16 protein-coding genes and 1 other RNA gene are annotated in these 14,065 nt (G+C 45.9%); 10 read left to right on the forward strand and 7 right to left on the reverse strand.

Going from position 1 to position 14,065, the window contains the following annotated elements:
* Positions 1–4 precede the first annotated feature (4 nt).
* Positions 5–1,615, forward strand: coding sequence for an L-aspartate oxidase (gene nadB / locus OCV50_RS12145; protein ID WP_239841247.1), 1,611 nt, complete (start codon positions 5–7; stop codon positions 1,613–1,615).
* A gap of 19 nt (positions 1,616–1,634) precedes the next feature.
* On the opposite strand, the gene OCV50_RS23295 is transcribed toward nadB, so the two are convergent.
* Together OCV50_RS23295 and OCV50_RS12155 are read right to left on the reverse strand one after the other, a co-directional pair.
* Complete coding sequence (locus OCV50_RS23295; RefSeq protein WP_315974609.1) at positions 1,635–2,051, reverse strand: protein YgfX; 417 nt, start codon at positions 2,049–2,051, stop codon at positions 1,635–1,637.
* Entirely contained in the window at positions 2,020–2,280 is a 261-nt protein-coding gene (locus tag OCV50_RS12155; RefSeq protein WP_032549815.1) for an FAD assembly factor SdhE, read from the reverse strand. Before OCV50_RS12155 ends, OCV50_RS23295 begins: the two co-directional genes overlap by 32 nt.
* A gap of 168 nt (positions 2,281–2,448) precedes the next feature.
* Here OCV50_RS12155 and ygfZ point away from each other — a divergent pair, with 168 nt between their 5' ends.
* The 3 genes from ygfZ (at position 2,449) to OCV50_RS12170 (ending at position 4,677) form a co-directional block, all read left to right on the forward strand.
* On the forward strand, positions 2,449–3,420 hold the full coding sequence (gene ygfZ / locus OCV50_RS12160) for a tRNA-modifying protein YgfZ (RefSeq protein WP_261903163.1): 972 nt from the start codon (positions 2,449–2,451) through the stop codon (positions 3,418–3,420).
* 6 nt (positions 3,421–3,426) lie between these two features.
* Positions 3,427–3,888, forward strand: a complete 462-nt coding sequence (locus tag OCV50_RS12165) for a YbaK/EbsC family protein (protein WP_239841249.1) — start codon at positions 3,427–3,429, stop codon at positions 3,886–3,888.
* Between the two features lie 582 nt (positions 3,889–4,470).
* A complete protein-coding gene (locus OCV50_RS12170; protein WP_032549819.1) occupies positions 4,471–4,677 on the forward strand; it encodes a DUF1107 domain-containing protein in 207 nt (68 codons plus the stop codon).
* Between the two features lie 78 nt (positions 4,678–4,755).
* Here the strand turns inward: OCV50_RS12170 and OCV50_RS12175 are convergent, their stop codons facing one another.
* The 3 genes from OCV50_RS12175 to OCV50_RS12185 are packed head-to-tail and all read right to left on the reverse strand — an operon-like array spanning position 4,756 to position 7,771.
* The gene (locus OCV50_RS12175; RefSeq protein ID WP_239841250.1) at positions 4,756–5,982 is read right to left on the reverse strand and encodes an FAD-dependent 2-octaprenylphenol hydroxylase; all 1,227 of its coding nucleotides are present in this window, start codon (positions 5,980–5,982) and stop codon (positions 4,756–4,758) included.
* Positions 5,983–5,993: 11 nt separating this feature from the next.
* On the reverse strand, positions 5,994–7,172 hold the full coding sequence (gene ubiH / locus OCV50_RS12180; protein WP_261903164.1) for a 2-octaprenyl-6-methoxyphenyl hydroxylase: 1,179 nt from the start codon (positions 7,170–7,172) through the stop codon (positions 5,994–5,996).
* A 23-nt stretch (positions 7,173–7,195) separates the two neighbouring features.
* Positions 7,196–7,771: a YecA/YgfB family protein gene (locus OCV50_RS12185; protein WP_261903165.1), complete on the reverse strand. Its 576-nt coding sequence runs from the start codon at positions 7,769–7,771 to the stop codon at positions 7,196–7,198.
* A gap of 306 nt (positions 7,772–8,077) precedes the next feature.
* Here OCV50_RS12185 and zapA point away from each other — a divergent pair, with 306 nt between their 5' ends.
* The 5 genes from zapA (at position 8,078) to serA (ending at position 11,421) form a co-directional block, all read left to right on the forward strand.
* Entirely contained in the window at positions 8,078–8,386 is a 309-nt protein-coding gene (zapA, locus tag OCV50_RS12190; RefSeq protein WP_261903166.1) for a cell division protein ZapA, read from the forward strand.
* A gap of 12 nt (positions 8,387–8,398) precedes the next feature.
* Positions 8,399–8,583, forward strand: a non-coding RNA gene (gene ssrS, locus OCV50_RS12195) — 6S RNA.
* Positions 8,584–8,589: 6 nt separating this feature from the next.
* On the forward strand, positions 8,590–9,189 hold the full coding sequence (locus OCV50_RS12200) for a 5-formyltetrahydrofolate cyclo-ligase (RefSeq protein WP_239841253.1): 600 nt from the start codon (positions 8,590–8,592) through the stop codon (positions 9,187–9,189).
* An 82-nt stretch (positions 9,190–9,271) separates the two neighbouring features.
* The gene (gene rpiA / locus OCV50_RS12205; protein ID WP_239841254.1) at positions 9,272–9,928 is read left to right on the forward strand and encodes a ribose-5-phosphate isomerase RpiA; all 657 of its coding nucleotides are present in this window, start codon (positions 9,272–9,274) and stop codon (positions 9,926–9,928) included.
* Positions 9,929–10,191: 263 nt separating this feature from the next.
* Entirely contained in the window at positions 10,192–11,421 is a 1,230-nt protein-coding gene (gene serA / locus OCV50_RS12210) for a phosphoglycerate dehydrogenase (protein WP_239841255.1), read from the forward strand.
* Positions 11,422–11,513: 92 nt separating this feature from the next.
* Here serA and OCV50_RS12215 read toward each other — a convergent pair whose 3' ends face one another.
* Positions 11,514–12,227, reverse strand: coding sequence for an oxidative stress defense protein (locus tag OCV50_RS12215; RefSeq protein ID WP_239841256.1), 714 nt, complete (start codon positions 12,225–12,227; stop codon positions 11,514–11,516).
* A gap of 110 nt (positions 12,228–12,337) precedes the next feature.
* Positions 12,338–13,234 carry a LysR family transcriptional regulator ArgP gene (locus tag OCV50_RS12220; protein WP_261903167.1) on the reverse strand — a complete coding sequence of 299 codons (897 nt, stop codon included), beginning with the start codon at positions 13,232–13,234 and terminating at the stop codon, positions 12,338–12,340.
* A 140-nt stretch (positions 13,235–13,374) separates the two neighbouring features.
* On the opposite strand from OCV50_RS12220, the gene OCV50_RS12225 reads away from it, so the two are divergent.
* The gene (locus OCV50_RS12225) at positions 13,375–14,010 is read left to right on the forward strand and encodes a LysE/ArgO family amino acid transporter (protein WP_261903168.1); all 636 of its coding nucleotides are present in this window, start codon (positions 13,375–13,377) and stop codon (positions 14,008–14,010) included.
* Positions 14,011–14,065: the final 55 nt, after the last annotated feature.

A 14,065-nucleotide genomic window follows, 5' to 3' on the forward strand; every position in this document is an offset into this window, starting at 1 on the left:
TTTTATGAACGCAAACCGTGAACATCAGTGTGATGTATTAGTGGTGGGGAGTGGTGCTGCTGGCTTGTCATTAGCCTTACGCGTCGCTGAACATGCAAAAGTCATCGTATTAAGCAAAGGACCACGTAGCGAAGGATCGACGTACTACGCACAAGGTGGTATCGCGGCCGTATTTGACGAATCGGACAGCATTGAGTCGCACGTTGAAGATACGCAGATTGCTGGCGCTGGGTTATGTGAAGAAGACACCGTTCAATTCATTGCTGAGAACGCTAAAGAGTGTGTGCAGTGGCTAATCGATGGCGGTGTGCCTTTCGATAAAGATGAAAACAGCACCGAAGGCCAGCCTAAATACCACCTGACTCGTGAAGGCGGCCACAGTCACAGACGTATCCTACATGCAGCAGATGCAACCGGTATGGCAATGCAGACCTCACTGCAGGACAACGTTAATAACCACCCAAACATCGAAATTTTCGAGCGTCATAATGCCCTCGACTTGATCACCGAAGACAAAATCGGTGGCTCAAAGGATAAAGTTATCGGTGCTTATATTTGGAACCGTAACCAAGAGCAAGTAGAAACCGTTCGTGCGAAATTCGTCGTACTTGCTACTGGTGGCGCCTCGAAAGTTTACCAGTACACCTCCAACCCAGATGTCTCTTCTGGTGATGGTATTGCAATCGCTTGGCGTGCAGGTTGTCGTGTTGCAAACCTTGAGTTCAACCAATTCCACCCAACTTGCCTATTCCACCCAGAAGCGCGTAACTTCTTGTTAACCGAAGCACTTCGTGGTGAAGGTGCGTATCTGCGCCGCCCTGACGGCACCCGCTTTATGAAAGACTTCGACGAGCGTGGTGAGTTGGCGCCTCGTGACGTAGTAGCTCGCGCGATCGACTTTGAGATGAAGCGTCTTGGTGCCGACTGCATGTACGTAGATATCAGCCATAAGCCAGAAGAGTTTATTACCGCGCATTTCCCAATGATTCATACACGCTTGATGGACTTGGGTATCGACATGACTAAAGAACCAATCCCAATTGTTCCTGCTGCGCACTACACTTGTGGCGGCGTAATGGTCAATAAAGATGGTCAGACTGATCTGCAAAATCTCTACGCGATTGGCGAAGTGAGCTACACCGGTCTTCACGGTGCAAACCGCATGGCGTCGAACTCACTGCTAGAGTGTGTGGTTTATGCTTGGTCCGCAGCGAAACACATCGTCGAGAACATCGAACAGTCTCAGCTGTGTGCGGCGCTACCAGCATGGGATGAAAGCCAAGTAACCAACAGTGATGAAGAAGTTATTATCCAGCACAACTGGCATGAACTGCGCCTCTTCATGTGGGATTACATGGGCATCGTTCGTACTGATAAACGTCTTGAGCGTGCTATGCGTCGTATTCAGATGCTGCAACAGGAAACTCATGAGTACTACAGCCACTTCAAGGTATCGAACAACCTACTTGAGCTGCGTAACCTTCTACAAGTCGCAGAACTAATGGTGCGTTGTGCGATGCAACGTAAAGAGAGTCGCGGCTTACACTATACGCTCGATTACCCAGAGCTTGCTGAAGACAGCGGTCCGACGATTCTGACGCCGAACAAAGATTAAGGCGCAAAAACATAACGACTTAAAGGGAGCATGGTGCTCCCTTTTTGTTTTTGAGCCAAACCAGCAAATAACGATAATCCGCTTCACGGCAACTGTCGCGCCATACGATGACAGGCTCACCTTCACTGAACTTCAACATCACAAAGAGAGGGCGAAAAATAGTATCGCTCGATTGAAGAACGCGTATCTCTCCATTGACCACTATTTCTTGATTAGCTCTCATCTCTAAAGCTCCCACAGCGATTGGCCAACCAACTTGATTATCACGTATCAGAAAATAGAGAAGCACCAAGATATACAGAGTGGCGACAAGAGGGATATTTGACGTGATGACCAAAAACAAAAGGCACCACAGAGTGGCGCCTTTTGCGAATAATGCGTTATACGAAGGGCTAAGGTTGAGCTTAACGAACCTTGCTGAGGTTGTGTGCAACAATTTTGTCGACCATTGATGCGTGACCTAGGTTTTCACTACGACCGTGACCCATCACCCATGTAAACAGATCGGGATCATCACACTCTAGTAGCGACACAAAATCACGTTGCTCCTGCTCTTGCAATGAATCAAAACATTCCTCAAAAAAGGGCATGATGACTACATCAAGCTCTAACATACCGCGACGGCAGCCCCATTTAATTCGTGCTTTCTGCTCTGCAGTGTACATTGGTTATCCTCACCTATTGTTTTTCTCTCTTCGAGTGTAACAACTCATAAGCGCTGCAACTACCTTAGTCGTCTCAGTCCCTATCTCAGCTCACAAAAAAACCTAAGCTGACAAAAAAAACGAACCGGATTAACATAGACACAAATCAAATTTCTCAGGAAAGGCAAAATGGATTGGAAAAACGCGTTTCAACCACTTAATCACACGTACAATGACACACTTCCAGAAGTGATGATGACGCACATCTCTGACTGGGGGGCGATTACTATGGTAGGCGACGATAAAAAGTCTTACCTACAAGGCCAAGTAACGTGTGATGTAGTCCAGCTACCAGGTGATGAGTCAACACTAGGCGCACACTGTGACGCTAAGGGTAAAGTGTGGAGCATTTTCCGCCTATTCCACCACAATGATGGTTATGCCTTACTACAACCTCAGTCTGCGATTGAAGTTGAGCTACAAGAAATCAAGAAGTACGCGGTATTCTCTAAGGTCACTATCGAGCAAACTGAAGATGTGGTGCTTGGCATCATGGGTTCACAAGCCGACAGCTTCGTCGATACTCTTTCTGAAGATCGTGGCAATGTACGTGCTATCGAAGGCGGAAGTGCCGTTAAAGTGGCTGATTCTCGTTGGGCGCTGCTTGTTACTCCTGCTGCAGCACAAGCATTAGTTGAGGGTAGCTCAGTTGAAAAAGTTTCCGAAACGCTGTGGCAATACTTTGAGATCATGGATGCTCAACCAAAGCTGTCTGCAGCAGAGCAGAATGAACACATCCCACAAGCACTGAACCTACAAGCGATTGGCGGCATCAGCTTTAGCAAGGGTTGTTACACTGGCCAAGAGACTGTTGCTCGCGCGAAGTATCGTGGCATGAATAAACGTGAAATGCGCATTGTATCTGGTACAACAGAGCAGCCACTCGCATTGGATTCCGCAATTGAACTCGAGCGCAGCGTTGGCGAGAACTGGCGTGGTGCTGGTCGCCTTCTGAATGTCTACCAATTCTCTGACAACACCGCTGTTGGTCTGATTGTACTGCCGAATAACTTGGACGATGACGTTGAATTACGCCTTACAGAGCAACCAGATCACAAATGGACTATCCAACCTCTACCTTATAGCTTGGAAGAAGAGTAATTTCCTTTGAAAACGGTTATTACAGATTGGTTGGATCAACAGCAGGTGGAGTACCGCCTGCTGTTGCAAGATAAAGAAACCACTTCGATTGAAGAGACGGCACAGGCTCGGGGTATTGAGCCTTCTCAGATGGTCAAATGCATTCTGCTTCGAGATATGGGCAACCAGTACGCGTTGGCATGTGCTCCGGGTGATAGAGCGATTGACCCGAAAAAAGTACGATCCGTACTGAATTGCCGTCGAATGACCTGTGTATCATTACAAGATGTTGAATCCGTCACTGGGTTTAAAGTGGGTTGTGTTGGCCCACTGGCACTCAAACGTTATATGCCGATCATTTTCGATCATTCACTGCAACAGAATAAAATTGTCACAATCAGCTCTGGCGAGAGAATGGCTGGGATCGCCCTTGATCTCAACGATCTTATGAATCTATGTGCGCCTATTGAAGCTGAAATCTGTAAATAGCCTCAATAACAGAACGATCTTGCTCTCAAAACCATGAGGTTTGATACAAGCATTCTCATAATAACTGGGACTTTTATCATATTTACCAGACCGACCAGAAAATATATTTAGTCAAAATTAAAGCATAACTAGTCACAGAGGCTATTCTAGGGTAATCTACATTGACTGGTTAGCTTTTAATCAAATCGATAACTAGCCAGTCAAAGTGAATCCACTGAGTAACGTCAGTCATCCACTTTTGTGTAATGCATCTGTGACTATTCGCCCGTTTTTGAACGGGCTTTTTTTATGCAAAAAATTTACACTTTTATTACACAAATAAATAATTTACGCCTATTCTTAACTTTGCAACATGTGCGCCGCCTAAAGCCCAGACAGGAAAGTCAGCAGGCAGTTCACTGAACCCACGTTTTTTGAGGAGAAGCTCACGATAAAAACGATATTTGCTACTGAATCTGCTTAGTGCAGCACAAATATCTACTAAGAGACAACTCTACTGCATATTACTCCACGCTTATCACAATTATTCCCCCGGAGATTTTCTATAATATGCAGGCTAGGTAAAGATAAGGATAAGAAAAAATGAGACTGTTTAAGCGCTATACACCCGGTATGATTGCTAAACATGTAAGTCGACTTTTTAAAGGACGAATCTACATTTACGGCGTTGGGAAATTTGAGTTTGATAACGGTAAACTGGTTCTGCCAGAGAGGGCTGAGAAGCGCCATTTCGATACCGTAAAAGAGATAAACAATGAAATTATGAAGCTTAGGTGTGCTTACGCTTGATCCACATAATTATCAACTGAATACAGAAAAGGGTTGGCAGTGCCAACCCTTTCGCGTTTCTAAAGCCCTAAGCGGCTATCATGAGTTAGTGCTTACTGGTCGCTTAGCAAGCTCTGGTAGATTACCAGTTAAACCTAGCGCGCGTTTCATGATTTCATCTTTCGCACCCGGCAACTGACCCGCGAGCTTCATCCCTAAACCACGAATCAACTTCTTAGCAGGATTATCCCCTTCAAACAGGTCCTTAAAGCCCTGCATAGAAGCAATCATCTTCGCCGCCTCGGCCTTACGCCAGCGTTCGTAGCTGCGTAAGTTACGCTTCGTACCGATGTCTTCACCGGCTTGCCACAACTTGATCAACTCTTGAGCTAGGCTTGCAGCATCAAGTAAACCAAGGTTCACGCCCTGGCCTGCTAATGGGTGAATGGTATGAGCCGCATCCCCCACCAAAGCCACGCGCTCTACGGCAAAATCACGCGCGTAGCGCATACGAAGTGGGAAAGCAAAACGCTCACCGACTACGCTACATAAGCCAAGCTTGGCATCAAACTCTGTTGTTAGGTGCTTGTTGAACTCTTGCTCAGACATCGATACCAATTTCTCGGCACGATTCGGCTCGGTTGACCATACGATTGAGCTCATATTTGGCGATTGCATCGGCAAGAATGCTAACGGGCCTTGTGGTGTGAAGATCTGACGAGCAACACTATCATGCGCAGTTTCAGTGCGGATATTCGCAACTATCGCGCTGTGTCCATAATCCCAGTGCGTCAGTGGAATATCTTGCTGTCTACGAACCCATGAGTTTGCACCATCAGCACCAACAACCAATTTTGCCGTCAGCGCCTGACCATTATCCAAAGTCAGCCACGCTTCACTCTCACCGATAGCCAAAGATTGGCATGTGGCTGGCATATAAAGGCTAACATTGTCTTGCTTCTTAACTTGGTCCAACAGCGCCAGTTGAATCACTCGATTCTCAACAATATGACCGAGATTTGGTTGAGCTAGACGAGTGGAATCAAACTCGATGCGTGCGAAGCTGTCTTGCTCCCACACTTCCATCGCTTGATATGGTGCAGCACGTCGCTGCTCAATACCACGCCATGCTCCAAGGTTACGTAATATCACTTCACTAGAGCGACTCAATGCCGACACACGAACATCCGGCAGTTCATTCAAACCTTCGCTCGGCGCTTTACCTTCGATCACAGCAATTCTCAGGTCACTGTCTTTTAGGGCTGCGGCTAATGCCAAACCAACCATGCCACCGCCAACAATAGCGATATCAACACTTTGCATCATTATTTTCTACCTTATCTCTCAACCAAGCCCAGCGTATGACGCAATAAAGGACCCTTAAGGGGTGAGATGTTATCCATTGCTGCTAATCCGAGATTACGACCCAAGCGTGTCGCTGGCCAATCATTTGAAAACAGGTGAACCAAGCTTGAAGTGAGTGCAATCGTGGTATCACGATCTGACTCTCGACGTTTTCTAAAGCGCGTTAACCCTGAGTAGTGACCTACATCATCCAGCTGTTCACATACCTCTTCCGCAAGCGACGCAACATCACGAATGCCAAGATTGAACCCTTGCCCGGCAATAGGATGTAAGGTTTGTGCAGCATTGCCGACAATCGCAAAGCGATGAGAGATATTCTGTTGTCTATGACGCAGAATCAGTGGGTAACTCGCCCTCTGTCCAACCTTCTCTAGCTTGCCTAAGCGCCAACCAAAGGCGTCTTGAAGCTGCTCAAGAAAGGCGGTTTCATCCAACGCCATTACCTTATTCGCTTGTTCAGGTGGCAGACACCAAACCAAAGACAAGCGGTTATTTGTCATAGGCAATAGCGCAACAGGGCCATGCTCTGTAAAGCGTTCAAATGCACGCCCAGCATGCGGTTCGCTAGCAACGATATTCGCGATGACAGCCACTTGACCAAAATCATGCTCGTTTAGAGTTATACCGAGACGTTCACAACACGTCGAGATCGCGCCATCTGCCGCAACCAACAACTTGGTTGTAATGGTTTGGCCGCAACTAAGTTCAATATCGGTATAGTCAATATGACGAGTAATCTCACTCACTGAAGATGGACAAAACAGAGTGATGTTACTTTCAGCCTCAAGCTTCTCTTGATAAATGCGCCCAACGTCAGCAAGTTCAACCACGTAACCAAGCGCATCCACAGCGAGTTGTTCACTAAAGATGTCTGTCATCCCTGCATGACCACGATCAGAGACATGAATATCTTTGATCGCCGTCGCTACCGGCAAAATCGATGACCACAATTGAAGAGACTCTAAGATCTGCACAGTTCCGTAAGAGAGTGCGATTGAGCGAGAGTCAAAACCGGGGTGAGCACTATGGTCAACCTGATACGGTTCAACCACAGCTATCGATAAAGAGCGTTGACTTAACTGGTTGAGCGCGAGAGCAAGTGTTGCACCTGCCATTGCTCCACCAGCAATTACCACATCAAATTGAGCCATCGTGACCTCTAAACTCGAAACAATTAGTGAATGGTTGGTGCGCTGTCTTCTGATGGACGAGCACCGAACTCTGCATGAATCGTCAATGCACACGCTTTAACATGTTCAATAACCTGCTCGAGTAGCTGTGCTTGCTCATCGAGATCGTCATCTTCATCGATACCTAGCTTTGCCATCTCTTCTAGATCGGCCAACGCTTCTTTGGTTTCATCTGACGCTTTGTTCAGTTGTGCACCGACTAAGCCCAAACCTGAGATGAAGTGGTTAATCCAATCAGAGACGCCGTCAGCCAAATCAAACAGGCTAGCACTTGCATCTTCGTCAGGAAGTAACATAGAGAGTTCCATGCCTGAACCCGTGATTTCACTGGTGGTCACTTTAAGCGTTGCTTCCGCCAATGTTAGTGCGCGATCCGGCCAACCCATTCCTTCATTGGTGTAATCGAAGATTAATGGCTGCCAGCTTTTATCTGCAAGGCTTAACCCACCGCTTAGCATCCCCGTTAGTAGTCCATGCATTTCGGCAGGCGTTACAGCTAGGCTTGCTGATTGCAATTCAGTTGCAACCGTTAGGTAGTCAGGTAAAGTAGTTTCGCTCATCAGATAACTCGCTCAGTTGTTCTTTATATCAATCTATTAATCGTACCACTTCACCCCAATTCTAGTAAGCGCAGATCCTTAGCAATTGCAGTAAGAGTGACTATCAAATGTTCAATTTGCTGAATTACTGTGTGCTCAAGCTCTCATTTACAAACAGTCACTCTGAAAAGCTTGAATCTTAATAGCGGTTTACCTATAGTTTCCTCCTCAGAGGAGTTAGCTTCCTCATCGGTGCTGGCACTTTTTCTTTCTCATAATGACAAAGGGCAACGGCCTTAGAATAGCGCGTTAAAGAGTTCATCCATCATGATTAATCAAGCGGTAGACGTTGAAATATTAGGTAAATTGACTCGAGTTAATTGTCCTGCAGGGCAAGAAGAGTCATTAATCGCAGCGGCGGCCGATCTTGATAATCGATTGAAAGAGATGGCTGAACGTACTAAGGTAACCAATGAAGTTAAGCTGCTAACCATCGCGGCTCTTAACATCTGTTACGAGTTGCAAACGAAGAAATTCGAAGCTAACGACGAACAAAACGCACTGACCGAGCGCATGGAAAAGCTCACTGCATCGCTTTCAGATGTACTCAGTAAGGTTAAGCACGGACAGCAATAAGCGTTCACAAAATTTACCCTGGAGTGTTTGTCAGAGGATTCACGTCCCCGAGCCGATAAGCAATCCCTAAGGGTTAGTACTTGAGTGCTATTGAGCATGCTCGGCCCGTACCGAGAAGCCTACGGTAATCATTGCTGATCCGCCTTGAACTCGCTGGTTCAAGGGCCATCTATTCTCAACGGCACTTTGGGGTATCCCTTCTTATGAAGACGCTCACTCGTAACGAGTTTCGCACTCTCATCCGACAGAAACGCAAAGCACTCTCTAACCTTGAACAGCAACAAGCTGGCTTAGATCTCGTTGAACGTTGTTCGACCTTAAACGATCTTCAAAATGCCCAGCACATCGCCCTCTATATTTCTACCGATGGTGAGCTTGATACGCAGCCGCTTATCGAATGGTTATGGTCGCAAGGAAAAGAAGTCTACCTCCCTGTACTGCATCCTTTTTCTGACGGACATCTCCTCTTCTTGCGCTACGCGCCCGATACTCCAACGGTGCACAATAAATATGGCATTGTGGAACCAAAACTCGATCAAACTCAGGTCAAGCCAACGCGCGAGCTCGATGTTATCTTTACGCCATTAGTTGGATTTGACTCTTACGGCCACCGATTAGGCATGGGCGGCGGCTATTACGACCGCACATTAGCGCCTTGGTTTAACACTGGCATTGGCGCGACACCCATTGGGCTTGCTCATGATTGTCAACATGTCGAGCAGTTACCGACTGCGAATTGGGACATCCCCTTACCTAAAATCGTGACTCCGAGTAAAACTTGGCAATGGGAAATTGGTGACTAAAGCGCTATAATCCGCCCGCAAACGTTAACTTACACGTACGCTCTATTTATTCAAAAAAGCACGACCTATTCAGGAGATTGGCATGACTCAAGATGAAATGAAAAAAGCGGCTGGTTGGGCAGCACTTCAGTATGTTGAAGAAGGCAGCATTGTGGGTGTTGGTACTGGCTCTACAGTAAATCACTTCATCGACGCACTAGGCACAATGAAAGACAAGATTAAAGGTGCCGTTTCTAGCTCTGTAGCATCAACACAACGTCTAGAAGAACTAGAGATAAAAGTGTATGAGTGTAACGACGTTGCGAAACTCGACATCTACGTTGATGGCGCAGACGAAATCAACCCAACTCGTGACATGATTAAAGGCGGCGGTGCTGCTCTTACTCGTGAAAAGATTGTTGCTGCAATCTCTGAAAAGTTTGTTTGTATTGTTGATGGTACTAAAGCCGTTGACGTACTTGGCAAGTTCCCACTGCCTGTAGAAGTTATTCCAATGGCGCGTTCTTACGTAGCACGTGAGCTTGTAAAACTAGGCGGTGACCCAGTGTACCGTGAAGGTTGCATTACTGATAACGGTAACGTAATCCTAGATGTATACGGCATGGCGATTGAAAACCCGAAACAGATGGAAGACATCATCAACGGTATCGCAGGCGTCGTAACGGTTGGTCTATTTGCTCACCGTGGTGCCGATATTGTGATTACAGGTACGCCTGAAGGCGCAAAAATCGAAGAATAATAAACAGAGTAATAGTGCTACTTTCTGTTACTTCATTACATACGGTGCCTGAGGGCACCGTTTTTTTTGCTTAGCATCTGTAAAATTATGGCTTATTCCGTAATTTTCTTACCCAAATCATTTTTTTTTTGTTACTTTATTGTTCAGAAGACGCACAGGGAAAACGTTTGTCTCCTAACAAAATGGTTAATTTCATCCCCTTAAGCCATTTTGTAGCACGTGCGCCGCATTTGCCCACCTTTCCATTTTAAAGGACGAGAACAATGGCCAAAGTTTCACTGGAAAAAGATAAGATTAAAATTCTGCTGCTAGAGGGACTTCACCCTTCTTCAGTAGAAGTACTACAAGCCGCTGGTTACACCAATATTGAATATCATAAAGGCTCTCTGCCTGAAGAAGAGCTACTAGAAGCAGTTAAAGATGCGCACTTTATTGGTATCCGTTCTCGTACAAATCTATCCCAAGAAGTTATCGACGCAGCTGAGAAGCTGGTTGCGATCGGTTGTTTCTGTATCGGTACTAACCAAGTTGACCTAAACGCTGCAGCTAAGCGCGGTGTGCCTGTGTTTAACGCACCATTCTCAAACACACGTAGTGTTGCTGAGCTGGTACTCGGTCAAGTATTGCTACTTCTTCGTGGCATTCCAGAGAAAAACGCACTTGCGCACCGTGGTATCTGGAAAAAGAGTGCAGACAACTCTTACGAAGCTCGTGGTAAACGCTTAGGTATCATCGGTTACGGTCATATCGGTACTCAATTGGGTATCATTGCTGAAAACTTAGGTATGCGCGTTTACTTCTACGACATTGAGAACAAGCTATCGCTAGGTAATGCAACTCAAGTTCATACCATGACTGAGCTTTTGAACAAGTGTGATGTTATTTCTCTGCATGTTCCTGAAACAAACGAAACCAAGAACATGATGGGTAAAGAAGAGTTCGACCGCATGAAACCGGGCGCTATTTTCATTAACGCAGCGCGTGGTACGGTTGTAGATATCCCAGCGCTATGTGGTGCTCTAGATTCAGGTCACTTAGGTGGTGCAGCGATTGATGTGTTCCCAACAGAGCCAAAAACCAATGCTGACCCATTTGAGTCTCCATTGATGCAGTTTGACAACGTGATCCTAACACCGCACGTCGGTGGTTCTACTCAAGAAGCACAAGAGAACATCGGTGTAGAAGTAGCGGGTAAACTAGCGAAGTACTCAGATAATGGTTCAACGCTATCAAGTGTAAACTTCCCAGAGGTATCTCTGCCGCTGCATACGGGTACATCGCGCCTACTACACATCCACGAAAACCGTCCGGGTATCCTAACGCAAATCAACACCATCTTCGCGGAAGAAGGTATCAACATTGCAGGTCAGTACCTACAAACGGCTGCCGACATGGGTTACGTAGTCATTGACGTGGAAGCAGATCGCTCTGAAGAAGCATTGCTGAAGCTGAAAGAGATTGAAGGCACTATCCGAGCTCGACTACTGCACTAATCATTCAGTTTAACAAACGTACAAAAGGCTCTCATTGCGAGAGCCTTTTTAGTATTTGGCCTACTGTAGGCATTTAGATTATGATGATCCAATTACTCTTCAAGCTGATAGATCACATCAACACGGTCACGGATCGTAATCGTAGAATCTTGATATGAGTTAGACTCCATTTTGGAATCCATCGCCATTGAGCGCATCAAAACAGGTTGTGCATACTGCGCGTTGTAATCAATACGCCACACATCACCTAGCTCTTTATCAAAGCCGTTCGCTAATGACTTAGCCTTAGTCTGTGCATCTTTAATCGCTTCTAAACGCGCCATCTCTTGATACTTAGCTTGATCGCGTACCTGAAGTTGGATGTTATCGACCTGATTAATCCCTTCGCTAAGCGCAATATCCAAGTAGCGGTTCAGATTGGCTAAATCTTCAACTTGCACGGTGACATTGCGAGATGCTCGGTAACCCACGAGTTCAGGCTTGCCCTCTTTTGGGTAATGGTACTGAGGAGCAAGGTATAGGTTAGAGCTTTGGATGCCGGTTTTATCAATGCCAGCCTCTTCGAGCTTATTCAGAAAAGCAGCAACGACTCTATCCACCGTTCCTTTTGCTTGTTCTGCTGTCATGGTTGACTCAACAACCTTGACTGAGAAAGTGGCCATGTCTGGCTTCGCTACGACTTCACCATAACCAGTGGTAGAAAGGTGAGGAAAACTGGTTACCTCAGCCAATGATGGGAAACTGATAACTGACAGAGCCGCAGTCAGAGTAAGAGATGTCGCTAACATATTTGGAACTAACTTCATTAGGAAAACCCATGCTAAGCAAATGTCCTTTCATCATAGAGTAATTTATGGCGATACCAATCATGATATTGAACTTCTTACATAACTTTTACGCTGGAAAAACTGTCAGCTTACTGAGGAAGGTGTTGATGAGCGTAGCTCAAAATAGCCTGTGAGATCTCTTTAAGCACCCCACTCTCTAGTTGCCAGTGGTGCCAATAAATTCGATATGAAAGCAGAAAACCCGGTGTAATATCAATCAATAAGCCGGACTCTAACTCCTCTACGATCTGTAAGCGCGGAATCAAACAGTAAGCGACACCGGACATGGCGATACGAACAAACGCTTCGGAGCTACCCACAGTGTGGTTAATGACCGCGTCCCTTGGCACATTAAAGTGCTCGTGAAGAAATTTCTTATGTAGATCATCGTATTGGTCATAAGAGACAGCTGGCGCTTTCTTCAACGTTTCATAATTCACACCATCTTCAAAGTACCGCTCAAAGAATGCAGGGCTGGCTACACACACGTAATCCATTCGACCTAAATAGTCAGCTCTACAACCAGGAAGAGCTTGAGATTCAAGGCTGATCGCACCGGCAACCTCTCCATTTTTTAGTTTAGCGATCGTTCGAGACTCGCCATGGATGGCCATATTTAATTCGACTTGTCGCGTCTTCATCACGTCAGACAGTGCTGGCAATAGCCAAGTTGCGAGGCTATCTGCATTGGTTGCAATTGATACTGAGAGCGCTTGGTTACTCTCTTCGTTCATTAACTCAGGCACTAATTCATGCTCAAGCAGGCGTACTCTTCGATACAGGCCAAGTAGTTTCTTTCCCGTAGGCGTTGGACGCGGTGGTGTCTCGCGAATCAATACCGGTTGCGCAAGCCATTTCTCGAGCTGCTTAATACGCTGTGAGACCGCAGATTGAGAGATATAAAGATGCTCTGCTGCTCGTTCAAAGCTCCGCTGATTCACAACAGAATCAAGGGCTTCCAACCATTTATAATCTAATCCACGCATTATTCACTCCCTCTAAACCCAAAACTCACCACCTGATAAGCATCTCTAATATTATATTAAAATCATTAATTATACTTATTTAAAATCTAAGCGTATCTTCTCTGTAAATTGAGGTTTCAACAGATTACGTGGAGGTTAAAATGAGTTTTTGGGTTTTATTACAAGGGTTTGGATTAGGTGCGAGCATGATTATTCCAATCGGAGCGCAAAATGCCTATGTCTTAAATCAGGGTATCAAGCGCAATCATCACCTCACGACAGCAACTATCTGTAGCCTTTTGGATACTCTGTTTATCTCACTCGGTATTTTTGGTGGCGGCGCGATCCTATCTCAAAATGAGATTCTACTGACATCAGTCACTCTGGGCGGTATCGCTTTCTTGAGCGTGTATGGTCTGTTGTCTTTAAAAAGTGCATTTAAAGCAGAAACAGAAAGTGAATCGAAGGGAGAAGTGCTGGCACGTGGCAAGCGTACCGTTATCCTAGGTGCATTAGCCGTAACCGTACTCAACCCTCACTTGTATCTAGATACTGTGGTTATCTTGGGTTCGATTGGTGGCCAGTTTGAAGGAAACGATCGCCTTTCGTTTGCTTTAGGGACAATTCTAGCGTCGTTTGTTTGGTTCTATTCGCTCTCGCTAGGTGCAGCAAAATTAGGCCCAACACTATCAAAGCCAAAAGTGAAGAAAGGCATCGATATTGCTGTTGCGACAATGATGTTTACTATCGCGATTTTACTTAGCAAAGGACTCATCGAGCAGTACTGGTCAATGTAAATAGATAACCAGCTCGCTCAAAATGACAAAGGCGGATAACTGAGTTATCCGCCTT

This window comes from Vibrio fortis (assembly GCF_024347475.1).
Lineage (GTDB): Bacteria > Pseudomonadota > Gammaproteobacteria > Enterobacterales > Vibrionaceae > Vibrio > Vibrio fortis.